At 72.2% G+C, this 25,916-nt stretch carries 8 protein-coding genes; all 8 read left to right on the top strand.

The window, feature by feature from the left end; genetic code table 11:
- Positions 1-60 precede the first annotated feature (60 nt).
- The gene (locus ABD343_RS09350; protein ID WP_344526062.1) at positions 61-1,068 is read left to right on the top strand and encodes a beta-ketoacyl-ACP synthase III; all 1,008 of its coding nucleotides are present in this window, start codon (positions 61-63) and stop codon (positions 1,066-1,068) included.
- A 48-nt stretch (positions 1,069-1,116) separates the two neighbouring features.
- Complete coding sequence (locus ABD343_RS09345) at positions 1,117-1,401, top strand: acyl carrier protein (RefSeq protein ID WP_344526060.1); 285 nt, start codon at positions 1,117-1,119, stop codon at positions 1,399-1,401.
- A gap of 77 nt (positions 1,402-1,478) precedes the next feature.
- On the top strand, positions 1,479-2,669 hold the full coding sequence (locus ABD343_RS09340; protein WP_344526411.1) for a beta-ketoacyl-[acyl-carrier-protein] synthase family protein: 1,191 nt from the start codon (positions 1,479-1,481) through the stop codon (positions 2,667-2,669).
- Between the two features lie 12 nt (positions 2,670-2,681).
- A complete protein-coding gene (locus ABD343_RS09335) occupies positions 2,682-4,034 on the top strand; it encodes a cation:proton antiporter (protein WP_344526058.1) in 1,353 nt (450 codons plus the stop codon).
- Between the two features lie 503 nt (positions 4,035-4,537).
- The gene (locus tag ABD343_RS09330; RefSeq protein WP_344526056.1) at positions 4,538-5,161 is read left to right on the top strand and encodes a carbonic anhydrase; all 624 of its coding nucleotides are present in this window, start codon (positions 4,538-4,540) and stop codon (positions 5,159-5,161) included.
- Positions 5,162-5,276: 115 nt separating this feature from the next.
- The gene (locus ABD343_RS09325) at positions 5,277-6,410 is read left to right on the top strand and encodes an aminotransferase class I/II-fold pyridoxal phosphate-dependent enzyme (RefSeq protein WP_344526054.1); all 1,134 of its coding nucleotides are present in this window, start codon (positions 5,277-5,279) and stop codon (positions 6,408-6,410) included.
- 83 nt (positions 6,411-6,493) lie between these two features.
- Complete coding sequence (locus tag ABD343_RS09320; protein WP_344526052.1) at positions 6,494-25,657, top strand: amino acid adenylation domain-containing protein; 19,164 nt, start codon at positions 6,494-6,496, stop codon at positions 25,655-25,657.
- Positions 25,654-25,866, top strand: a complete 213-nt coding sequence (locus tag ABD343_RS09315) for an MbtH family protein (protein WP_344526050.1) — start codon at positions 25,654-25,656, stop codon at positions 25,864-25,866. Before ABD343_RS09320 ends, ABD343_RS09315 begins: the two co-directional genes overlap by 4 nt.
- Positions 25,867-25,916 lie beyond the last annotated feature (50 nt).

Genomic DNA, 25,916 nt, shown 5'->3' with positions numbered 1-25,916 from the left:
GTGGAAAATGCGGATCGGCCGTGTTACTTTCATTCGCCGAAGGAAGGGGGTGCGTCAGAAGTGAATGCGAGTGCAGTGCTCTGCGGACTGGGTATCTTCCTGCCGTCGAAGGTGGTCACCAATCAGGATCTGTCCCTGTTCATGGAGACCACGGACGAATGGATAAGCACGCGTACGGGCATCCGGGAACGGCGCGTGGTCGAACGGGGAACATCGACCGGTGACCTCGCGGTGGAGGCGGGAGCGCGCGCGCTCAAGTCGGCCGGTGGCGAACCGGCCGACCTCGTCATCCTCGCGACCACGACACCGGACCACCCCTGTCCCGCGACGGCACCCGCGGTGGCCCACCGGCTCGGCCTCCTGGAGGCTCCGGCGTGGGACCTCTCGGCCGTGTGCAGCGGCTTCCTCTACGGGCTGTCCACCGCCGCCGCGTTCATCGCCGCGGGCACCGCGAGGCGCGTGCTCCTCATCGGCGCCGACACGTTCTCCACGATCATGGCGCCCGCCGACCGCGCCACGCGCCCGATCTTCGGGGACGGCGCGGGAGCCGTCGTGCTGCGCGCGGGCACCGCGGGCGAACCCGGCGCGCTGGGGCCCACGCTGCTGGGGAGCGACGGTTCCCTGCGCGAGCTGATCACCGTCGAGGCCGGCGGATCGAGGGAGCCGCTCGGCCCCGGGGACCCGGACCGGCCCGGCCGGTACTTCACCATGCGGGGGAAGTCCGTCTTCCGCCGCGCCGTCGCCCGTATGACCGAGGCGGCGGCCGAGGTCCGCGCACGGGCGGGCTGGGCCCCCGAGGACGTCGACTGCCTCATCGCGCACCAGGCCAACCGGCGCATCCTCGAAGCCGTCGCCGAACGGCTCGCGCTCCCCATGGAGCGCTGCGCCCTCAACCTCGACCGCGTCGGCAACACCGCCGCGGCCTCCGTCCCGCTCGCCATGGCCGACGCCGCGGCGAGCGGACAGCTCGAACCCGGCCACCGGGTCCTGACGACCGCCTACGGAGGCGGGGTCACCTGGGGCGCCGCGGCGCTCACCTGGCCGTCCATCACTCCAGAGCTGACCTGACCCGGTGTCACGGCGCCAGGCCAACTCTCCACTGTCGAAGGGAACATCATGACCTCCTCTGTGGGTATCTCCGCTCAGCAGCTCCAGGACCGGCTCCGCGACGAGCTGTCCGCACGCTTCGGCGTCGACGGCTCCGAGGTCACCGCGGACACCACGTTCGAAGCGCTCGGCCTCGACTCCCTCGCCCTGGTCGAGCTCTCCGACGTCCTCCAGGGCGCCCTGGGGGTGTCCATCGCCGACGACGACTTCACCGGCGAGCAGCGGATCGCGGACGTCGTCGCGCTGCTCCAGGAGAAGCTGATCGAGAACGCCGCCGCGACGGACCAGGCGTGAGCGCCGTACGCGCCGCCCCGGCGGAAGCCCGCGGCGGCGGGCGGCGGTCCGCGCCGTTCCACGCCGCCGTCACGGGAATCGGCATGATCACCGCGGCGGGTCCGGACACCGGCCGGACGTGGCAGGCGGTGGTCGCGGGCCGTCCCACGACGGCGGTGATCCCCGAACTGACCGGTATGCCGGTCCAGCTCGCCTGCCGGGCGGACTTCGACGGGGACGCCGCGCTCGGGCGGCGCACCGCCTGGCGGCTGGACCGGTGCACACAGATGGCGCTCGCGGCCGGCCGGGAGGCGGTCGCCGACGCCGGGCTGGCCCCGGAAGAGTGGGAGCCGGCCCGCGTGGGCACTGTCCTCGGCTCGGCCCTGGGCGGGATCGGCACCTGGCAGCGCGAGTACGACCGCCTGCGGGAGCTGGGCCCGGAGCGGATCTCGCCGCTGACCATCCCGATGTCGCTGCCCAACCTCGTCGCGGGGCAACTGGCCACGGACCTGCGGGCCTGCGGGCCGAGCCTGGTGACCAGCACCGCCTGCGCGTCGGGCACCACGGCCCTCGGGATGGCCCGGGACCTGCTGCGCAACGGCAGTTGCGACGTCGTGATCACGGGCGGGGCCGAGTCCAGCCTCGTCGACTCCGTCGTCGCCGCCTTCGCCCGCGCGGGCGCCCTCTCCCGGAACACCGAGGAGCCCGACAGGGCCTCGCGCCCGTTCGACGTGGACAGGGACGGCTTCGTCATCGCCGAGGCCGCCGCGATCCTCGTCCTGGAACACCCCGAGCACGCCCGCGCGCGGGGCGCCCGCCCGTACGCCTACGTCAGCGGCTACGGTGCCTCCGCCGACGCCGGTCACGAGACCCGCCCCGACCCGGAGGGGGCGGGCGCCCAGCGGGCCGTCGAGGCCGCGATGGCGGACGCCGACCTGGGCGCGGCCGACATCGACCACGTGAACGCGCACGGCACTTCGACCCCGCTGAACGACCTCGTCGAGGGGCGCATGGTGCGGCGCGTCATCGGCCCCCACCCGTTGGTCACCGCGGCGAAGGGAGTCACGGGCCACTCCCTCGGAGCGGCGGGCGCGGTCGAGGCCGCGCTCACCGCGCTCACGCTCAAGAACCAGGTGGTGCCGCCCACCGCCGGGCTGCGGGAAACCGACCCGGAGGTCGACCTGGACGTCGTGGGCGGCACCTCGCGCCCCGCGACGCTGGACGCCGCGCTGAGCAACTCGTTCGGGTTCGGCGGGCAGAACGCGGCCCTCGTCCTGACGAGGGCCTAGGAGAGGGAGAGCATGGAGACAGCGCCGCTGGCGGCCGACGACCCCAACGTCCAGCTCGTCATCGATGTTCTGCCCGCGCTCCTGGCCATCCTGGTCGTGTCCGCCCTGTGCGGGAGACTCTTCGAGAAGTGGGGACAGCCCCGGGTTCTGGGCGAGATGGTCGCGGGCATCCTTCTCGGCCCCACACTCCTCGGCAGGATCGCCCCGGACGTCCAGGAGTCGCTGTTCAGCCAGGACGTGAAACCGGTCCTGTACGTGCTGAGCACCATCGGGCTCACCCTGTTCATGTTCCTGGTCGGCCTGGGGCTGGACCATCACGCGGCGCCCGAGGGCTTCAAGGGCACTGCGGGGGCCCTGGCCGTCTCCAGCATCCTGCCCGCCATCCTGGCCGGCGGCTGTGTGGGGCTCGTCTTCTACGACAGTCTGTCGCGCGCGGACGTGAGCCCGACGATGTTCGCCCTCTTCGTCGGCGGCGCCCTCTCGGTGACGGCCTTCCCGATGCTGGCCCGCATCATCTACGACAGCGGCCTGGAGCGCAGTCCCCTGGGGGTCCTCGCGCTGCTCACCGCTGCGGTCGACGACGCCTTCGCCTGGTGCCTGCTCGCATTCCTGGTGGCGTTCCACCAGGGCGGCGGTCTGGGGGAGAGCGTACGGACCATTCTGCTGGCCGCGCTGTTCGCCCTCGCCGTCATGACTCTGGGGAGGCGCGGCCTTTCCCGGATCGGCGACCGGGTGGAGCGGACCGGGGAACTGGTGGGCGGTCAGTTCTGCTTCATCGTCGTGCTGGTGCTCGGAGCGGGATTCTTCACCGAGGAGATCGGCGTCTACGCGGTGTTCGGCGGCTTCATGGTCGGCATGGCGATGCCCCGGAGCGAGATTCTCCAGAACGCGCTGCGAGACAGACTCCGGGACACCGTCCAGATCCTTCTGGTCCCCATATTCTTCGCATTCTCCGGACTCAACACGCAGATCTCCGGTTTCACGGACGCGGCCACGCTCGTTCCTCTCGTCGCGCTGATCGTCACCGCGTTCATCGGCAAGTACGTGGGATGTGTCGGCGTAATGAAGGCCCGCGGGTTCAGTTGGCGAGAGGGGTCCGCCATGGGGTCCCTCATGAACGCCCGAGGGCTCATGATTCTTGTTTTCATCAACGTCGGGCTCGCCCAAGGGATCATCGGTCAGCGGGCGTTCTCCCTTTTGGTGCTGGTCGCGCTCGTGACGACGGCCAGTGCGTTGCCGCTGTGCAAGCTGTCGCTCGGCGGCACCTGGCCGACGCAGAACGAGGATGGCCAAAACCGAGCAGTAACGGCTAGCGTGTCTGCCGGAACAGATTCGGGGGTGACTGAGCGATCGGCTTCGGGCTGAATCGTCATTCCACCGCTCAGTGTTGTTCAACGGGGAGAACTGCTCATGGCGCATGCTGGATTCCGTCGTCGACTGAAATCTCTTGTGGCCCTCCTGTTGCCGTTCCTGGTGTGCGGGCACGCCTTGCTCGGACATTCGGCCGCCGCGGCGGAAATCCAGAATCCCACCTTCTCCGACGTCCGCACGCAGGAAGACATTCCTCTCGCGTCCGGCCGGGGCCATCCCGCGCCGCCACGGGACATCTGCGATCAGGGAAGTGAAGCGGCCGTCCAGTCGCTCCGGAGCGTTCATGAGTCGATTCCGGACAGTACGCGGAGCTTAGCGGACCTGTGTCCCGCCGGACTGAAACCGGAGCGTGGCCCACCGGCGCCGATACCCCTGCGCGCAGAACACCTCCCGCCCCAGGACACCTTGATCCGGTCGAGTCTCCAAATGTGGCTGATCTGACATCCGCGAGCTCGGAAGCGCGTCAACCGAACTCCCGTCATGTCAGAGGAAGTGTTATGCCCGTTTCACGTTCACTCAGTCACAAAGCGCAGCACGGCCAGTCGTACGGGCGGCGGAAAGCGGACAAGGTCCTGCCGAAGGTCCTGTTCATCTCCTGCACGGAGGCACGCCTCGCTCCGCAGCGATTCGTGTCGGACCCCGGCCAGCTCTTCGAGATCAGGAACATCGGCAACATCGTTCCACCGCACAACCCGCGCATCATCTCGGGCGACATCGCCACGATCGAGTACGGACTCGCCCTGTCCAACCTCAAGGACGTGGTGATCTCGGGGCATTCCGGCTGCGGCGCCGTGGCGGCCCTGCTGGGGCAGGAGACGGTCTCCGCCTCCGTACGCCGGTGGCTCGTCGTGGGCAACTCCCGCACCGTGAGCCGGGAGGCCGTCGGCCTGCAAGCCGGAGCTTCCGTCGACTCGGCGGCCCGTGACCGCGCGGCCCGCGCCCACCTGCTGGCGCAACTCGCGCACCTGGCCGGCTACCCCGGCCTGGAGGCCGGCCGCAGCAACGGCGGACTGCGCCTCCGCGCCCTGTTCGACACGGAGGCCGGAACCACCGAGGTCTACTCCCCCCGAGAGGACCGGTTCGTGCCGCTGGGGCGTCATTCGACCGCCGCGGCCCGGTAGCCCCCGCCTTCCCCCACCAACTGACACGTATTTCTTCAGGCATTGACGCCTGCCCTCGACGCGCTCGAAATCAATGCGCCCAAAAACACCGGTAATTCAACGAAAGGACATCCACGTGAGCCGCGCCAGCGGTCCCGGGCTGACCAATCTCACCAAGTACGAGATGCTCGCGCTCGACGGGGAGATAAACGTCAGCGACGGCCATCCCCGGCAAGGACTTTCCCCGACCCAGCAGCGCATCACCCGGCGCATGCCCGAGATATTCTCCGCCGCCGCGGAGAAACCCTTCGCCGAAGTGGAGCGGAGAGCGCAGCGCGCGTTCCTCGACTCCCTCGGCCAGAAGAGCGCGCCCGTCGAGGAAGGCCGCGTGCACTCCGCCTACGCCTCGTCCGTCGCGATGGACGTCGTCGCCCGCTCCCTGCGCCCCCACGTCCGTACGATCGGGCTGATCCACCCCACGTTCGACAACATCCCGGACCTCCTGCTGGGCTGGGGCCACCACCTCGTCCCGCTCGAAGAGGACGCGCTCGTCGACGGCGAGGTCCCAGGGCTGGACCTCCTCGACGCGGTCTTCCTCACCGTCCCGAACAACCCGACCGGGACAACCATCGGCCCCGACGCGCTGCGCCGGATCGCCCTCCAGTGCGCGGGCCAGGGCAAACCCCTGATCCTCGACACCTGCTTCCGCGGCTTCATCCCCGGCGAACGGCCGGACACCTGCGCGCTGCTCGACGGCACCGGCGTCGAGTGGATCATGATCGAGGACACCGGGAAACTGTGGCCCCTGCTGGAGCTCAAGCTCGGCTTCATCTCCCACTCACGGCAGTGCTCGTTCGACATCGCCGAGAAGCTCTCCGACGTGCTGCTCAGCGTCAGCCCCTTCGTCCTCTCGCTGCTCGCCGAGTTCGCCGCCGACGCCCGCGACGGCGGCTACGAGCGGATCCACGCCCTCATCCGCCGCAACCGCCAGGTGCTCGCCGACTCCCTCGACGGCACCGGCGCCTCGCTGCCCCCGGGCTCCGCCGACGTCAGCGTCGCACTGGTGGAACTCCCCGACCACCTCTCGTCGCGGAAGGCATGGAGCGACCTGCGGCGGCTCGGGCTCCACGCCCTGCCGTGCGAATCCTTCTTCTGGGCCGACAAGAAGCAGGGAGAGCGGTTCATCCGCGTCGCCCTCAGCAGGGACACCCCGCTGATCGAGAAGGCCGGATCGCTGCTCCGGGACTACCTCGTCTCCCAGCGGCCCTGAGACGCCCGCCTCCGCCGCTCCCTTCGCCGCTCCCTCCACCCGACGACCTCACCGCCCCGTACCCATCGAAACAGGGAGACCTCATGTCCTCCGGGCCCGCCGAGACGTATCCGCTGTCGTCCGCCCAGGCCGAGATCTGGATCGCGCACCAGATCTCGGAGGATGCCTCGGCCTACAACCTGGCGGACTGCGTCGAGTTCCACGGCGCACTCGACCCCGGCCTCCTCCAGGACTCCCTCTCGCAGGCGGCACGGGAGACCCAGGCCTTCCACGCCCGCTTCGAGTCCCGGGACGGACAGCCCGTACAACTCCTTCCCGCCGCCCCCCGGTGGACGGTCACGGCGGTCGACCTCACCGGCGAACCCGACCCGGAGGCCGTCGCGTACGCGTGGATGCGGCAGGACGCCCGGACCCCGGTCGACCTGCCACACGACCCGGTCTTCGCGGACCGGCTCTTCACGCTGGCGCCCGACCGCCACCTCTACTACCGCCGGGTGCACCACCTCGTCGCCGACGGGCACAGCGGAGCGCTGATGCTGCAACGCGCCGCCCACCTCTACACCCGGCTCGCCGAGCAGCTCCCGCCGGACCCGCCCCTCGCCCCCGCGAGCGACCTGCTCAGGGACGACGCGGCCTACCGGACCTCCCACGCGTACGACCGGGACAAGGCGTTCTGGGCGGACAAGCTCCGCGACTGCCCCGAGCCGCTCTCCTTCTCCAGCGGCCGGACGACGGAGCAGACCGAACGGCTGAGGCACACCGGCGCCCTCGACCCGGCCGAGTTCCAGCGCCTGCGCGACACGGCACGCCGGCACGGCGCGAGCTGGTCCGTGCTGCTGATGGCCGCCCTCGGGCTCATGACCCACCGGCTCACCGGCGGCACCGACGTCGTCCTCGGCCTGCCCTCCAGCGCCCGTACGGCGGCGCAGCGGCGGACACCCGGGATGGTCTCGAACATGCTCCCGCTGCGCCTCGCCCTCGACCCGGACCTCACCCTGGCCCAACTGGTGAGGCAGACCTCCCAGGAGGCCCGCACCGCCCTCCGGCACCGCCTCTACCGCCACGAGCAGATGCGGCGCGACCAAGGCGTGCCGAGCGGCCGACGCCTCTGCGGGCCGCAGCTCAACCTCATGCCCTTCGCCAACCGCTTCACCTTCGCGGGAGCCACGGCGACGGTGCACAACCTCACGATCGGCTCCGTCGACGACCTGACGGTCGGCGTCTACCCCGACGACGACGGTCTGCGCGTCGACTTCGACGCCAACCCCGAGCTGTACGGGCCCGACGAGCCCGCGGCACTGCACGGCGCCTTCCTCGGGCTGCTGCGCAACCTCGCCGCCGCCGAACCGGACAGCCCGGCCGCGGCGATCGGCATGCGGAGCCCCGCGGCCCTTTCCGCCGGGCCGACCGCTCCTCCGCCGGAGATCCCGGCCCTCACCCTCCCCGATCTCTTCGAGCGTTCCGCCGCCCGCACCCCGGACGCCACCGCTCTCCGCACCGACGGCGAGGTGCTCACCTACGCGGACGTGGAGACGCGCGCGAACCGGCTCGCGCGGCTGCTGACGTCCTACGGCGCGGGCCCCGGGGAGCACGTGGCCCTGGTCCTCCCGCGCCGTCTCGACCTCGTCGTCGCGATCCTCGCCGTCCTCAAGACCGGCGCGGCGTACGTGCCGGTCGACCCCGACTACCCCGCCGCGCGCGTCGACTTCACGCTCGCCGACGCCAAGCCCCTCGCCGTCGTCAGCTCCCGGGCGACATGGGGTTCCCTGACCGGCGTCCAGGAGCCCGCATCCCCCGTGCTGCTCCTGGACGCCCCCGACATCCGGCAGAGCCTCGAACGGCAGCCGGGGGACGCGCTCCACCAGCGCGACCGCACCGCGCCGCTCCAACCCTCGCACCCCGCCTACGTGATCTACACGTCCGGTTCGACCGGCACCCCGAAGGGCGTCAGCGTCACCCACGGCAACGTCGTCTCCCTCCTCACCGCTGCCGAGGAGCGCTTCACCTTCACCGCCGACGATCGCTGGACGCTCTTCCACTCCTACGCCTTCGACTTCTCCGTGTGGGAGATCTGGGGAGCGTTCCGGCACGGCGGGTCCGTCGTCGTGGTCCCCAAGGACGTCACCCGGGACCCCCGGCGCTTCCTCCGGCTGCTGGCCGAGGAGCGGGTCACCGTACTGAACCAGACACCGTCCGCCTTCTACGAGCTGGCACGGGCCGAGCAGGACGATCCGGCGCCGGGCGACGCGCTGTGCCTGCGTACCGTCGTCTTCGGGGGAGAGGCGCTGGACCCCGCCCGCCTCGCCGGCTGGTTCGAGCGGCACCCGGAGGGCACGGAGAGCAGCCCGGTCCTGGTCAACATGTACGGCATCACCGAGACAACCGTCCACGTGACCCACCGCCGCCTCCGTGCCGCCGACACCCGACGGCACGACAGCGTCATCGGCACGGGCCTGCCGGGCTTCCGGCTGTACGTGCTGGACGCCGCCCTCCATCCCGTGCCCGACGGCGTGGTGGGCGAGCTGTACGTCGCCGGACCGCAGACGGCGGCCGGATACGGCGGGCGCGGCGCCCTGACGGCGGCCCGCTTCGTGGCCGACCCGTTCGCGGGCGACGGCTCCCGCATGTACCGCACCGGCGACCTCGCCAGGCGTACGGCCGACGGCGAGTTCGCGTACGCCGGGCGCGCCGACAACCAGGTCAAGGTCCGCGGCTTCCGCATCGAGCCCGGCGAGATCCAGGCCACGATCGCCCGCCACCCCGCGGTCGCCGAGGCAGCCGTCGTTGCCCGTACCTCCGACGAGGACGACACGCGGCTGGTCGCCTACCTCGTGCCCTCGGCGGACGCGGAGGACGACCCCTCCCGGCACGAGGAGATCGTCGACGGCTGGGCGACCGTCTACGACCGGCTGTACGGCGGCGAGGGCGAGGGCGGCGGGGCGGACTCGGTCGAGTTCGGCGAGGACTTCTCCGGCTGGAACAGCAGCTACGGCGAGGGCGCGCCCATCCCGTTGCCGCAGATGCGCGAGTGGCGGGCGGCCACGGTCGAACGGATCGCCCAACTCGGCGCCCGGCGCGTCCTGGAGATCGGCGTGGGATCGGGCCTGCTGCTGTCCCGGCTCGCGGCCGACCGCACCGAGTACTGGGGGACCGACCTCTCCCGCGTCGTGGTGGAACGCCTGGCCCGGCAGGTGGCCGCCGAGAGCGCGCTGCGCGGCAAGGTCTGGCTGCGCACGCAGCCCGCCGACGACCTGCGCGGACTGCCCGAGGCCCACTTCGACGCCGTCGTGCTCAACTCCGTCGTGCAGTACTTCCCCTCGGGCGACTACCTGCTGCGCGTCATCGAAGGCGCGGCGAAGCTGCTCGCGCCCGGCGGCGTGCTCTTCATCGGCGACGTACGCCACCGCGCGCTGCTCCGCACCTTCCGCACGGCCGTCCACCTGGAGCGCGGAGGCCCCGCCGCCGACCCGGCGCGGCTCGACCAGGCCATCGCCCAGGACCTGCTGAACGAGACCGAACTCTGCCTCGACCCCGCCTTCTTCGCCGCCGCCGCGCACCGCGTACCGGGCCTGGCCGAAGCCGAGGCGTACCTCAAGCACGGCACGCACCACAACGAACTCACCCGGCACCGCTACGACGTGATCCTCCGCTCGACCCCGGCGCAGTCGGGCCCACCGCCGCGGCGCCTCTCCTGGGGAAGCGACGTCACCACCCGCGACCAGCTCCGCCGCCACCTGGAACAGCACGACGGTGCCCTGCGGATCGACGGCGTGCCCAACGCCCGCCTGGCCGCCGAGCACGCCGCGACCGCGTCGCTCCGGCGGGACCCGGAGGACGTCGGGGAGGCGTGCGCGGCCCTGTCCCGGCCCACCGACGCCCTCGACCCGGACGACCTACGGGAACTCGCCGAGGAACTGGGGCTCCAGGTACGCCTCGCCTGCGCGCACCACGGCGACTCGCACACCCTCGACGCGCTCTTCACCCCGGACGACGACCCCCGCCTGCCCCTGCCCGCGCCCCAGCCCGACCGGGCCGACCCGCGCGAGCACGCCAACAGCCCGGCGCGTGCGCACCACAACACCGCCCTCGTCCCCGCCGCGCGCGCCTGGTGCGAGGAACAACTTCCCCCGCACATGCGCCCGGCCGCGTTCGTCCTGCTCGAACGACTGCCCCTGACCGCCCACGGCAAGGTCGACCAGCGAGCCCTTCCCGCGCCCGACGCCGTCCGTACGCCCGCCGGCGCCTCGCGGGCCCCCGGCACCGAGCGGGAACGGGCATTGTGCGCCCTCTTCGCCGAGACGCTGGGCGTCGAGCGGGTCGGTCCCGACGACAGCTTCTTCGACCTGGGCGGGCACTCGCTCCTCGCGACGAAGCTCGCCAGCCGGATCCGCTCCGTCCTCGGCGCCGAAGTGGAGATCCGCACGCTGTTCGAGAACCCCACCGCCGGGGTGCTGGCGCAACGGCTCGACGGCGCCCGTACGCGTCCTCGCCCGGCCCTCGTCCCGCAGGAGCGGCCCGGCACCGTGCCCGTGTCCTTCGCCCAGCGCCGCATGTGGTTCCTCCAGCGCATGGACGAGGACACCCTCGCGTACAACATGCCCGGCGTTCTGCGGCTGCGCGGGCCCCTCGACGTCGGCGCCCTGGAACGGGCCTTCGCGGACGTCGTCGAGCGGCACGAGTCGCTGCGCACGATCTACCCGGACCACGACGGCGAGCCCGGCCGTCGGCTTCTGCCGGTGCGGGAGGCCGCGCCGCGGATCGAAACCGCCCAGGTCGACGCGTTGCCCGACACGGACGACCTCCTCGGAGAGGCCCGTACCGGCTTCGACCTGACCACCCGGCCGCCACTGCGCGTCCGCCTCTACCGGGCGGACGCCCACGACCACCTGCTGCTCCTGGTCGTCCACCACATCGCCGCCGACGGATGGTCGCTCACCCCGCTCCTGCGGGACCTGGCGAGCGCGTACGAGGCACGCGGCGCGGGTGTCGCCCCCGCGTGGGAGCCGCTGCCCGTGCAGTACGCGGACTACACCCTCTGGCAGCGGGACCTGCTCGGCTCCGAGGACGACCCCGGGAGCCTGCTCAGCGAGCAGCTCGACCACTGGCGCACCCACCTGGCCGGACTGCCCGACCAGCTCGCCCTGCCCTTCGACCGGCCGCGCCCCGCCGTCGCCGACCCCCGCGGCCTGACCAGCCCTGTCAGCCTCGACGCCACTGTGCACCGGGGCGTGGCGGAGCTGGCGCGCGAGTGCGGCGTGAGCGTCTTCATGGTGCTGCAGGGGGCCGTCGCCGCCCTGCTGTCGAAGATGGGAGCCGGGGACGACATCCCGTTGGGCTCGCCGGTCGCCGGGCGCAGGGACGAGGCGCTGGAAGACCTGGTGGGCTTCTTCGTGAACACGCTGGTGCTGCGCACGGACACCTCGGGCAACCCGACGTTCCGCGAGCTGCTGCGGCGCGTACGGGAGACGAACCTCGCCGCGCACGAGCACCAGGACATCCCCTTCGAGCGGCTGGTGGAGAGCCTCAACCCGCACAGGTCGCCCTCCCGCCACCCGCTGTTCCAGGTGATGCTCGCCCTCCAGAACAACCCCGAACCCGAGCTGCGCCTGCCCGGCCTGGAGGTGGAACTCCAGCCCCTGGAACCGGGAATCGCCCGGTTCGACCTGACCTTCAGCCTCACCGAACGGCACTCCGCCGACGGCGAGCCCGCGGGCATCGACGGCCCGCTCATCTACGCCGCCGGCCTCTTCGATCCGGCCACGGCCGACACGCTGGTCCAGCGGCTGCACCAGCTCCTCGGCGCGGTCCTGACGGACCCCGACGTACCGCTGGCGGACCTGGACGTCCTCACCCCCGCCGAGCACCGCCGCCTCCGGTGCGGGCCCGTCCTTCCGCCCGTACCGGAGGACCAGGACCTCCTCTCGCTCCTCGCCGCGCAGGCGACCGCCCGCCCCGACGCGCCCGCCCTGACCGCCGAGGACGCCGTCCTGACGTACGCCGGGCTGGCCTCGCGCGCCGAGGAGCGGGCCGCCCTCCTCGCCCGCCACGGCGTGGGCCCGGACACGGTGGTCGGCATCGCCCTCCCCCGGGGAGCGGAGCAGGTGGTGACCGTGTTCGCCGTCCTCCGGTCGGGCGCGGCCTGTCTGGCGCTGGACCCGGAACACGCGGGAGCCCGCACGGACTTCATGCTCTGGGACGCCGCACCCGTCTGTGTGGTCACGACCGCCGCCACCGCGCACGTCGCGGACGGTGCCGACCCCGCGACTGCCCGCCTCGTCCTCGACGCAGAGGGGGATCCGTACGATTCCGGCGCTACGGCCACGACCCCGCCGCCCCGCCCCCGCGCGGCGGCCGGGCGGGCGGCCCTCGTGCTGTACACCTCCGGTTCGACCGGGCGGCCCAAGGGCATCGTGCTGACCCACGGCAACGTCGCCGGGCTCGTCGCCGCACTCCAGCACGAGATGCCGCTCGGCCACCGCGACGTCGTGCTCCACAAGTCGCCGCTGCACTTCGACGCGGCGGTCGAGGAGATCTTCTGGCCGCTGCTCACCGGCGCCCGACTGGCCGTCGCCCCGCCCGGAGCGGACCGCGACCCCGCGCGACTGGCCGACCTGATCCGCCGGTACGACGTCACCACCCTCGATGTCGTACCGGCCGTCCTCGACCTGCTCACCGAGGAACTGGCGCGGACCCCGGCCCCCTCCCTCACCCGAGTGATCAGCGCCGGAGACACCCTCTCCGCGAACACCGTCCACAGGCTCCACGCCACGACCCGGGCCGAGCTGGTCAACGCCTACGGGCCCGCCGAGTGCACGGTGAACGCCACGACCTGGACGGCGCCCGACCCGTACGGCGACCGGCGCCCGCCCATCGGCACCCCCACCGCCACCACCCGTGCCCACGTCCTCGACGCCTCGCTCCGGCCCGTGCCGGACGGGGTCGTGGGGGAGCTGTACCTCGCCGGGGGCGGGCTGGCCAGGGGATACGCGGGCCGCCCGGGACTGACCGCGGAACGCTTCGTCGCCGACCCCTTTGTGCCGGGCGCGCGGATGTACCGCACGGGAGACCTGGCCCGCTGGAATGCGGACGGGCAGTTGGAGTTCGCGGGCCGCGAGGACCGGCAGATCAAGCTGCGCGGCGTCCGTATCGAGCCCGCGGAGATCGAGGCGGCACTCGCGAGCCACGAGGCCGTCGACACCGCCCTGGTGGTCTCCCGCGAGGGCAGGGAGGGCCGGCGGCTCCTCGTGGCGTACGCCACGACGACGGGCGGAGAAGACCCTACGGCCGAGCAGTTGCGCTCCCATCTTCGCGCGCGGCTCCCGGAGTTCATGGTCCCCGACCTCGTGACGACCCTCGCCGAGATGCCGCTGACGGCGCACGGCAAGGTGGACGTGGCCGCCCTGCCCGCGCCGGACCTCGCCCCCCGGGAGACGGGCCGCGCGCCCGCGACCTCGACGGAACTCGTCCTGCTCACCCTCTTCACCGAGATCCTCCAGGCCCCGCGGATCGGCGTGCACGACAACTTCTTCGATCTGGGAGGTCACTCGCTGCTGGCCACGCGCCTCATCAGCCGGATCAGGACCGAGCTGGGGGTCGAGATCCCCCTCGCGACCCTCTTCGGGGCACCCGACGTCGCGGCACTCGCCCGCCGCGTGGAGCAGGCGGACACCGCCAGGCCCGCCCTCACCCCGGCCGCGCGTCGCCCGGATCCGATGCCGTTGTCGTACGCGCAGCAGCGGATGTGGTTCCTGGAGCGACTGAGCGAAGGCGGCCTGCGCTACCACCTTCCCGGTGTGCTGCGGTTGGTGGGTGCGGTGGATGCGGGTGCGTTGGCGGGGGCGTTGCGGGATGTGGTGGGGCGGCATGAGGTGTTGCGGACGGTGTTCCCGGAGGTGGGGGGTGTGCCGCGGCAGGAGGTGCTGCCGGTGGGGTCGGTCGGTGAGGTGCTGGAGGTGCGGGACCTTCCGGCCGCGGAGGTGGATGCGGCGATCGGTGAGGTGGTGGGGCGTTCGTTCGATCTGTCGTGTGAGGTGCCGTTGTGTGCGGTGCTTTTGCGGGTGGGTGAGCGGGAGTCGGTGTTGTGTGTGGTGTTGCATCACATCGCGGGGGACGGGTGGTCGTTGGGCCCGTTGCTGCGGGATGTGGGGGTGGCGTACGAGGCGCGTCGTGAGGGACGGGTGCCGGGTTGGGGTCCCTTGCCGGTGCAGTACGCGGATTACACGTTGTGGCAGCGTGAGTTGCTCGGCAGCGAGGCCGACGAGAGCAGCGTGAGCGCGCGGCAGCTCGCTTTCTGGGAACAGGAGTTGTCGGGGCTGCCGGATGAGCTGGTGTTGCCGTTCGATCGTCCGCGTCCGGGCGTGGCCTCGCACGGGGGCGCGTCGGTGGTGTACGAGCTGAGCGCGCGGCTTCACCGGGACATGGTGGGGCTGGCGCGGGAGTGCGGCGTGAGCGTCTTCATGGTGTTGCAGGGAGCGGTTGCCGCGCTGCTGTCGCGGTTGGGTGCGGGGGAGGACGTTCCGCTGGGTTCGCCGGTGGCGGGGCGTTTGGACGAGGCGCTGGACGAGTCGGTCGGCTTCTTCGTCAATACGCTGGTGCTCCGTACGGACACGTCCGGGAATCCGTCGTTCCGTGAGCTGTTGGGGCGGGTGCGGGAGCGGGATCTGGCGGCGTTCGCGCATCAGGACGTGCCGTTCGAGCGGCTGGTGGAGGTCCTCAATCCCGAGCGGAGCATGGCCCGGCATCCGTTGTTCCAGGTCATGCTCGCGCTGAACAACACCACACAACCGCTCCCCACCCTCCCCGGAATCGAGACAGCGCTTCACCCCCTGGAAACGGGCACGACGCAGTTCGACCTCGCGTTCGATCTCCGCGAGGAGTACGACGACGGCGAGCCGGCGGGCATCCCGGTCCGGCTCACCTACGCGACGGACCTCTTCGACCCCGCCACCGCCGAGAAGACGCTGCGACGCCTGAACCGCCTGCTGGAGCAGGTGGTCGACGACCCCGACCAGCCGGTCCGGGCGGCGGACATCCTCGACGGCGCCGAACGCCACCAATTGCTGGAGGAGTACAACGACACGGGCGAACAGTACGGGGACGACGCCCCCGTACCCCTTCTGTTCGCCCGGCAGGCCGCCGCGACGCCGCAGGCCATGGCGTTGCTGGGGGACGCCGAATCCCTCAGCTACGCCGAGCTGTCCGGCAGGGTCAACCGTCTCGCCCGGCTTCTCGTCGAACACGGCGCGGGGCCCGAGCAGACGGTGGCCGTGGCCCTGCCGCGCTCCACCGACCTCGTGGTGACCCTGCTCGCGGTCTGGGCCAGCGGTGCCGCGTTCCTTCCGCTCGACCTCGCCTACCCGCGGGAGCGCCTCCGCTTCATGGCCGAGGACGCCGGCCCCGTGCTGCTGGTGACGACCGGCGACGAGACGGCGCTGCCCACCCCCACACCCCCGCGGATACGGCTGGACGACGAGGACGTACGCCGCCGCCTGGCCGCGCTGTCCGACCGCGACCTCGACGACTCCGAGCGCACCGCCTCGCTCCGCGCCGGGCACGCCGCGTATCTGATCTACACCTCCGGGTCGACGGGGACGCCCAAGGGGGTCGTGGTCACCCACGCGGGGCTTCCCGATCTCGCCCACTCGTTCGGCGGGGCGCTGCGGCTGGACGGGGACAGCAGGTGCCTGCAGTTCTCGTCCATCAGCTTCGACGCGGCCATGAGCGAGATCATCCCCACCCTCACGGCAGGGGCCGCGCTGGTCGTCACGGACGCCGAGAACCTCCTGTCCGGCGAGCCGTTGGCGCGCACGCTCACCAGGCACGGCGTCACGCACCTGTGCGCGCCCGCCTCCGTGCTCGACGCCCACGCCGCCGCGGCACCGCTCGGCGAGCTGCCCCGCACCCTGGTCGCGGCGGGCGAGGCCTGCTCCGGTACGACCGTGGCGCTCTGGTCGCGGGAACGCCGGATGATCAATGCCTACGGGCCCACCGAACACTCCGTCTGCGTCAGCATGACCGGCCCCCTGCACGGCGAAGGCCGCCCCTCCATCGGCCGCCCCCTCAGCAACACGCGCGCCTACGTGCTGGACCAGCGGCTCCAGCCCGTACCGGCGGGCGTCGTCGGGGAGCTCTACTCGGCCGGGCGCGGGCTCGCCCGGGGGTACGCGGGCCGCCCGGGACCGACCGCCGGGCGCTTCGTCGCCGACCCGTACGGGCCGCCCGGCACACGGATGTACCGCACCGGGGACCTGGCCCGCTGGAACGCCGGCGGCGAGCTGGAGTACATGGGCCGCGCGGACGAGCAGATCAAGGTACGCGGCTTCCGCGTCGAACCCGGCGAGATCGAGGCCGCGCTGACGAGCCACGCGGCGGTCACCCACGCGGTGGTCGTGGCGCACGGCCACCGCCTGGTCGCCTACGTCGAACCCGCCGGGGACGGCCCGGTCGAGCCCCGGGAGATCCGGGAGCACCTCGCGGGCCGCCTGCCCGCGCACCTCGTACCGGCGGTGATCGTGACGCTGGACGCCCTGCCGCTGCTGCCCAACAGGAAACTCGACCGTGGCGCGCTGCCCGCGCCCGACTTCTCGGAGGGCACCTCGTCCCGGCCGCCGCGCGATTCCACGGAGGCGGCGCTGTGCGCCCTGACGGCCGACGTGCTCGACCTTCCCCACGTCGGGATCGACGACGACTTCTTCGCCCTCGGCGGCCACTCGCTCCTGGCCACGCGCCTCGTCAGCAAGATACGGACCCGGCTGGGCGCGGAGGTCTCCGTTCGCGCCGTCTTCGAGCACCCCACCGTCGCCGCGCTCGCCGCCCGGCTCCACCGGCGCGTGGCCCCGCGTCCGGCACTGGAGCGCCGCCCGGAACAGGGGCGCGTCGCCCCGTCCTACGCCCAGCGGCGGTTGTGGTTCCTGCACCAGCTCACCGGCGCCAGCGCCACCTACAACATCCCGATGGCCCTGCGGCTGACCGGGCCGCTCGACCCTACGGCGCTCCGCTCGGCGCTGGCGGACGTGAGCGCCCGCCACGAGGCCCTGCGGACGCTCCTCGTCGAGGAGGACGGCGCCCCCTGGCAGCGGGTGCGGCCCGTACCGTCGCCCGACGCGGCCCTCACGGTGCGGGAGGTGACCGAGGACGCGCTGATGCCTGCCCTCGAGGAGGCGGCCGCGCACCGCTTCGACCTCTCCGCCGAGTTGCCGCTGCGCGCGGAGCTCTTCCGGGTGGCGGAGGACGACCACGTCCTCCTCGTCCTGCTGCACCACATCGCCGGTGACGGCTGGTCGGTCGCTCCCCTGACGCACGACCTGGCAGCGGCGTACGGTGCCAGGCTCCGGACCGGCGAGGCGCCCGACTGGGCCCCGCTGCCGGTGCAGTACGCCGACTACAGCCAGTGGCAGCGGCACCTCCTCGGCGACGCCGACGACCCGGACAGCCTGGCGGGGCGGCAGCTCGCGTACTGGCGGGAGACCCTCGACGGGCTGCCCGAGCGCGTCGGCCTCCCGGTGGACCGGCCGCACCCCGCGACGATCACCTACCGGGGCGACAGCGTGCCCTGCACCCTGGAGCCCGGCCTCCACCAAGCCGTCGCGGAGCTGGGCCGCGTGCACCACGCCAGCGTCTTCATGGTGCTGCAGGCCGCCTTCGCCACGCTCCTGTCGAAGACGGGAGCCGGTGACGACATCCCCGTCGGTACCCCGGTCGCCGGGCGCACCGACGAGTCGCTGGAGGGGCTGGTCGGCTTCTTCGTCAACACCCTCGTGCTGCGCACCGACACCTCCGACGACCCCTCGTTCGCGGAGCTGCTGGAGCGCGTACGGCAGACTGTGCTGAGCGCGCAGGAGAACCAGGACCTGCCCTTCGAGCACCTCGTCGAGGAACTCAACCCCGTCCGCGACATGGCCCACCACCCGCTCTTCCAGGTCATGTTCGCGTACCACAACCTCCCGCCCGCCGCCCTGGACATGCCCGGACTCGACATCGAGGTGCAGAACCTGCCGATCCGCACCGCGAAGTTCGACCTGCACCTGGAACTCGGCGAGGCGCACCCGTGGCAGGGCGGGACCGGCGCGATCACGGGAGCGCTGCAGTACAACACCGACGTTTTCGACCGTACGACGGCGGAGGACCTCGTACGGCGCCTCACCGCCCTCCTGGAGACGGTGACGTCCCAGCCGCACAGGCGCCTGAGCGAGATCGACATCCTCGGCGAGGACGAACGGGGCAGGCTGCTCGTCACGGCGCGCGACACGGCACGGCCCGTACCGGCCACGACCCTGCCGCAGCTCTTCGAGGAACAGGCGGCACGCACCCCGCAGGCCACCGCGGTCGTCCACGAGGGCCTGTCGCTCAGCTACGCGGAGCTGGATTCCCGCGCCGACCGGCTGGCCCACGTACTGAGGGACCACGGAGCCGGACCCGAGCGGATCGTGGCCGTCACGCTTCCCCGCTCCCCGGACCTCGTGGTCGCGCTCCTGGCGGTCCTCAAGTCGGGCGCCGCCTACCTCCCCCTGGACCTCGGCCTGCCCTCCGCGCGGATCGACCACATGCTCCGGGACGCGGCACCGGTCTGTGCCGTGACCGGGCCGGGCGACGACGCCCCGCTCGCGGAGCGGGACCTCCCCACCGTCACCGTCGACGCCCTCTCGACACCGCACACGCTCCCCTCGGAGCGGGCACACCTCGCGCCCGGCCATCCCGCGTACCTGCTCTACACCTCGGGCACCACCGGTACGCCCAAGGGCGTGCTCAACACGCACGGCGCCCTCGTGAACAGGCTGCTGTGGACACAGGACCAATACGGGCTGGGCCCGGAAGACCGCGTCCTGCAGAAGACCTCCACCGGTTTCGACGTCTCCGTCTGGGAGTTCTTCTGGCCCCTCGTCACCGGCGCGACGCTGGTGATGGCCCGGCCCGAGGGGCAGCGCGACCCGGCCTATCTCGCTCGCGTGATCGAGCAGCAGTACGTCACCATCGTCCACTTCGTCCCCTCCATGCTCGAAGAGTTCCTCAACGAGCCCTCGGCGGCCCGGTGCACGAGCCTGCGGCACGTCCTCAGCAGCGGCGAGGCCCTCACACCCGAGCTGCGGGACCGCGCGCTGAGCCTGCTCCCCGCCTCCCTGCACAACCTGTACGGCCCCACCGAGGCGGCGATCGACGTCACGGCCTGGACGTGCGACCCGAGCGACGACAGCCCCGTGGTCCCGATCGGGCACCCGGTCTGGAACACGGGCGCCTACGTCCTCGACGAGCGCCTCGACCCCGTCGGCGCCGGAGTCGTGGGCGAGCTGTACATCTCCGGCGCACAACTGGCCCGGGGGTACGTCAACCGCCCCGCACTCACGGCGGAACGCTTCGTCGCGGACCCCTTCGCCGGGGACGGCACCCGCATGTACCGCACGGGCGACCTCGCCCGATGGTCGAGGAGAGGCGCCCTCGAACACGCCGGACGTGCCGACGGCCAGATCAAGCTGCACGGGGTCCGCGTCGAACTGGGGGAGATCGAGGCTGTTCTGGCCTCCCTCCCCGGTGTCGGCCAGGCAGCCGCGGCCGTCCACCGGGCCGGCGAGGGTGATGCGCGCATAGCCGCCTACTTGGTCCCGCGGACGGCCGATCTCGTGGCCGGGGCCGAGTCCGAGACGGGCGGCGCCCAGGAACACGTGGACGAGTGGGCGTCCGTCTACGACGAGCTGTACCGCGCCGACGGCCCCGACGCCCCCGACGGCCTTGAGACTCCTTTCGGGGAGGACTTCTCCGGCTGGAACAGCAGCTACGACGGGGAACCCGTCCCGCTGGAGGAGATGCGCGAGTGGCGTGACCGCACCGTGGAGCGCGTCAGGGAACTGCACGCACGCCGCGTCCTGGAGATCGGCGTCGGCTCGGGCCTCCTGCTCTCCCAACTCGCCGCCGACAGCATCGAATACTGGGGCACCGACGTGTCCCAGGTCGTGGTGGACCGGCTGGCCCGCCAGGTGGCCGCATCCCCGGAACTCCGGGGACGGGTGCGGCTGAGCGCGCGGGCGGCCGACGAACTGAGCGGCCTGCCCGCCGCCCACTTCGACGCGGTCGTGCTCAACTCCGTCGTCCAGTACTTCCCCTCGGCGGACTACCTGCTCAAGGTGCTGGACGGGGTGGCCGGGCTGCTGGCCCCGGGCGGCGTCGTCTTCGTGGGCGACGTCCGCCACCGCGGCCTCGTACGGTCGCTGCGCACCGCCGTGCATCTGGGCCGCGGCGGTCCTGGCGCCGACGCCGGTCAGATCCGGCAGGCGGTCGCCCAGGACCTGCTGCTGGAGAAGGAACTCCTGCTCGACCCCGCGTTCTTCGCCGCCGCGACCGGGCGCCTCCAGCGCTACACCTCGGCCGAGGCGACCCACAAGCGCGGCGTTCACCACAACGAACTGACCCGATACCGCTACGACGTGGTCCTCCGCACCGACGCCACGCCTCCCGCGCCCGACGAGGAGCGGACGCTGGTCTGGGGCCAGGACATCTCCGGCCTCGACGAGCTGACAACGGCCCTGGAGCGGCACGCCGGGGAGCGAATACGGCTTGCCCGCGTCCCCAACGCCCGTACGGCGCACGAGGTCGCCGCGATGCGGCACTTCGACGCGCACGGGGACGTCGGCGGCGCCGTGGAGCGGATACGGCAGCGGCCGGGCGTGGAGATCGAGGACGTCCACGCCCTCGGCCGCGGGCTGGACAGGGGCGTGACGGTCACCTTCGCGGAGGCCGCCGACGACTGCTTCGACGCGGTCTTCGCGAGCGACGCCGCTCCTCCGCGCACCCGGCTGAAGACGACAGAGGCGGCGCCCGGGCACTTCGCCGGCACGCCGGAAACGTCCCGCCTCCTCGCGGGGCTGACGACCGCCGCGCGCTCGCACTGCGCCCAGCGGCTCCCGTCCTCCATGGTGCCCTCCAGCTTCACTCTCCTCGACAGGCTGCCGGTCAGCCGGAACGGCAAGCTGGACCGCGAGGCCCTCCCGGCGCCGAAGTCGATGGCCGGTACGTCGAGGAGGGCGCCGGAATCACGGCTGGAAGCAGCGCTGTGCGCGCTGTTCGCGGCGGTCGTGGGAGCCGAGACGGTGGGGCCCGAGGACGACTTCTTCGACCTCGGCGGACATTCACTCCTCGCCATCCGCCTGATCAGCCGGATCCGCGCCGACCTCGGAAGGGAAGTGACCGTCGGCCTCCTCTTCGACGCCCCCACCCCGGCCGCGCTGGCCACCGCCCTCGACACGACCGCACCGGCCAGGCCCCCGCTCACCCCGGCGACTCACCGCCCCGATCCGATGCCGTTGTCGTACGCGCAGCAGCGGATGTGGTTCCTGCAGCGGATCGACGGCGAGGACGTGACGTACAGCATGCCCGGTGTGCTGCGGTTGGTGGGCGTGGTGGATGCGGGTGCGTTGGCGGGGGCGTTGCGGGATGTGGTGGGGCGGCATGAGGTGTTGCGGACGGTGTTCCCGGAGGTGGGGGGTGTGCCGCGGCAGGAGGTGCTGCCGGTGGGGTCGGTCGGTGAGGTGCTGGAGGTGCGGGATGTCGCCGCGTCGGATGTGGACGGCGTGGTGGAGGAGGTGGTGGGGCGTTCGTTCGATCTGTCGTGTGAGGTGCCGTTGTGTGCGGTGCTTTTGCGGGTGGGGGAGCGGGAGTCGGTGTTGTGTGTGGTGTTGCATCACATTGCGGGGGACGGGTGGTCGTTGGGCCCGTTGCTGCGGGATGTGGGGGTGGCGTACGAGGCGCGTCGTGAGGGACGGGTGCCGGGTTGGGGTCCGTTGCCGGTGCAGTACGCGGATTACACGTTGTGGCAGCGTGAGTTGCTCGGCAGCGAGGCCGACGAGAGCAGCGTGAGCGCGCGGCAGCTCGCTTTCTGGAAACAGGAGTTGTCGGGACTGCCGGATGAGCTGGTGTTGCCCTTCGACCGTCCGCGCCCTGCGGTGGCCTCGCACGGGGGCGCGTCGGTGGCGTATGGGCTGGAGGCCTGCCTGCACGACAGCGTGGTGGGGCTGGCGCGGGAGTGCGGCGTGAGCGTCTTCATGGTGTTGCAGGGAGCGGTTGCCGCGCTGCTGTCGCGGTTGGGTGCGGGGGAGGACGTTCCGCTGGGTTCGCCGGTGGCGGGGCGTTTGGACGAGGCGCTGGACGAGTCGGTCGGCTTCTTCGTCAACACCCTGGTGCTCCGTACGGACACGTCCGGGAATCCGTCGTTCCGTGAGCTGCTGGCACGGATACGGGAGCGGGATCTGGCGGCGTTCGCGCATCAGGACGTGCCGTTCGAGCGGCTGGTGGAGGTCCTCAATCCCGAGCGGAGCATGGCCCGGCATCCGTTGTTCCAGGTCATGCTCGCGCTGAACAACACCCACCAGCCCACCCCCGCCCTCCCCGGGCTCGAAGTGAGCGAATACCCGCTCGCTCCTGACATCGCGCGCTTCGACCTCACGGTGAGCCTCACCGAACTGAGGGACGACACTGGAGGCCCGGCAGGTATCGAGGGCGTACTGACCTACCCCACGGCCGTCTTCGACGCGCAGACGGTCGAAGCCCTCGGTCGCCGGCTCACCACACTGCTCGCCTCGGTGGCCGCATCGCCCGACGTACCGCTGGGGGACATCGACCTCTTCGAACCGGCGGAACGGGACCTCCTGCACCCCGCTCACGACGCCGTGGTGCCCGCGCCGTACGAGGACGTCGTGGTGCTCATCGGCCGTCAGGCCGTACGGCGTCCCGACGCCGTCGCGGTCGAGTACGGCGACCGGTCACTGACGTACCGCGAGCTGGACGAGGCGTCGGACCGACTCGCCGGGCTCCTCGTCGACCGGGGCGCCCGGCAGCACACGACCGTCGCGGTGGCGCTGCCGCGTTCCCCCGAGCTGATCGTCGCGCTGCTCGCGGTCCTCAAGACGGGCGCCGCCTACGTCCCCGTCGACCCGAGCCACCCGCAGGACCGCATCGCCTACGTGCTCAAGGACGCGGAACCGGTCTGCTGCCTCGGCGTCGAGGGCGCCCTCGACGCGCTGCCCCCCTCCTCGACGCTCACCCTCGGGGCCCTGGCCGGGCAGGAGACGGCCACCCGGCCCGCCGCGCCGGACCGGCACCCCGGTCCGGCCCCCGCCGCGCTCCTCTACACGTCCGGGACGACGGGCACGCCGAAGGGCGTCAGGCTGACCCGCAGCAACGTGGCCGCGATGGTCGGCGCCGTCCAGCAGCTCTTCCGGCTGGACGAGAGCGACGTCGTCCTGCACAAGTCGCCCCTGGGGTTCGACGCCTCGCTGGAGGAGATCTTCTGGGCCCTGGCGACTGGCGCCCGGCTGGCAGTCGCCGAGCCCGGAGCGGACGCCGACCCCGCGCATCTGGCGCGGGAACTGAACAGGTACGGGGTGACCACGCTCGACGTGGTGCCCGCGGTCCTGGACGCCCTCCTCGACCACGGGGGCCCGGACGGCTTCCCGTCTCTGCGGCGCGTCCTGTGCGCCGGTGACGTGCTGGGCCGCGAGACCGTACGCCGCTTCCACGACACCACCCCGGCGCGGCTGATCAATCTCTACGGCCCCACCGAGGCGACGGTCAACGCCACGTACTGGCGGGCCTCGACGGACTTCGCCCACGCGCCGCCCATCGGGACGGCCGTGCCCGGCACGCGGGTGCGTCTGCTCGACGACGCTCTACGGCCCGTGCTGCCCGGTGTCGTCGCCGAGCTGTACCTCGCGGGCGACGGCGTCGCGGACGGCTACCTCAACCGGCCGGGGCTGTCCGCCGAACGGTTCGTCCCCGACCCGTTCGCCGCCGACGGGCAGCGCATGTACCGCACGGGCGACCTCGCCCGCTGGAACAGGAGCGGCGAGCTGGAGTTCGCCGGCCGCGGCGACGACCAGCTCAAGGTCCGCGGCGTACGGATCGAACCGGGCGAGATCGAGGCGGTCCTCGAGGCCCATCCCTCGGTCCGCCGAGCCGTGGTGACGGAGCGTCAGGGCCGGCTGATCGCGTATCTACACCTCGCCGAACCCGGTGAGGACCTGGATCCGGACGCGCTGCGGGCGCACGCGGGCCGGTTCCTGCCCGGCCATATGCTCCCCGCCGTCCATGTCGCCGTCCCCGGATTCGCGCTGACGTCCAACGGGAAGATCGACCGCCGGGCGCTCCCCGACCCGCCGAGTGCCCATGTGCCGGCCCACGGCCACCGGACCGGCGGCCTTCGGGAGGACCTCCTGATCTGCCTGTTCGCCGAGATTCTCGAGCTGCCGGACGTCGGGCCCGACGACAACTTCTTCGACCTCGGCGGCCATTCGCTGCTGGCCACCCGGCTGACCGGCAGGATGCACGAGACCTTCGGCGTGCACGTGCCCCTCGCGGCCCTCTTCGACGCCCCGACACCGCGTGGCCTCGTGCGCCGCCATCTCTCGGGACGCGATCCCTCGGAACAGGAGGGGAGCACCGGCGGTACGGCGTTCGCCCCGCTGCTGCGGCTCCGCGAGGGGGAGGGCCCCGCGCTCTTCTGCGTCCACCCGGTCGCGGGCCTGAGCTGGGCGTATGCCCGCCTGCTGCCGCATCTCGACCGGCGCGTGCCGGTCGTCGCGCTGCAGGCCCGGGGGCTCGACGGCGGCGCGTCCCTGCCGTCGAGCCTGACGGAGATGGCCCAGGGCTACGCGGCGGACATCGTACGGACGCAGCCGCACGGTCCGTACCACCTGCTCGGCTGGTCGATGGGCGGCACCCTCGCCCACGAGGTCGCGGCGCGGCTGAAGAGCCAGGGGCACGAGGTCGGCGTCGTGGCCCTGCTGGACGCCCATCCCGAGGACCCGCCCGAGGCCAAGGGCCAGGACGCGGAGTCCGTCGAGATCTCGGTGCTGCGCTCGCTGCTGGACCACTTCGGCCTCGCACAACCGGCCGAGGCGGACCCCGGCATCCTGCGCCGCGCCCTCACCGGCTTCCTGGCCGAGAACCGGACCCCGTTGGGACAGAACGAGGAGGGACTCTCACGGCTCATCGCCGTCTACACGAACAACGCGCGCCTGGCCCGCGGCTTCACGCCGCGTCGCCTCGACCACGACGTGCTCGCGTTCACCGCCACGGGAGAGGCCGGTCACCCGGACTCGGCGCGGCGCTGGGGGCCCTTCGTCGAGGGCGAGGTGACCGATCACGCCGTCGACTGCCGCCACACCGAGATGCTCGACGCGCCGTCGGCCAAGCACATCGGGCGCCTGCTGGACGCACACCTTCTGCCGGACGAACACGCTCCGAGAGGACGGAAGAACTCATGACCAACCCGTTCGAGAACGACGACCTCGCATTCCTCGTCCTTGTGAACAGCGAGAACCAGCACTCGATCTGGCCCGCGCATCTACCGACTCCGGGCGGCTGGACCCAGGTGCACGGTCCTGCCCCGCGCCAGGAATGCCTCGCCTATGTGGAACGCGAATGGGTCGATATGCGGCCGCGCAGCCTGGTGGAGCAGACGGCCGCCTCGTGACGACGAAAACCGGCCGTGTCCCCTCCGATTCGGGGACACGGCCGCACGGT

It is taken from the genome of Streptomyces albiaxialis, assembly GCF_039530985.1.
In the GTDB taxonomy this organism is placed as follows: Bacteria; Actinomycetota; Actinomycetes; order Streptomycetales; family Streptomycetaceae; genus Streptomyces; species Streptomyces albiaxialis.
The sequence above is the reverse complement of the archived record's forward strand: the minus strand, read 5'-3'. Positions and strand labels throughout refer to the sequence as shown.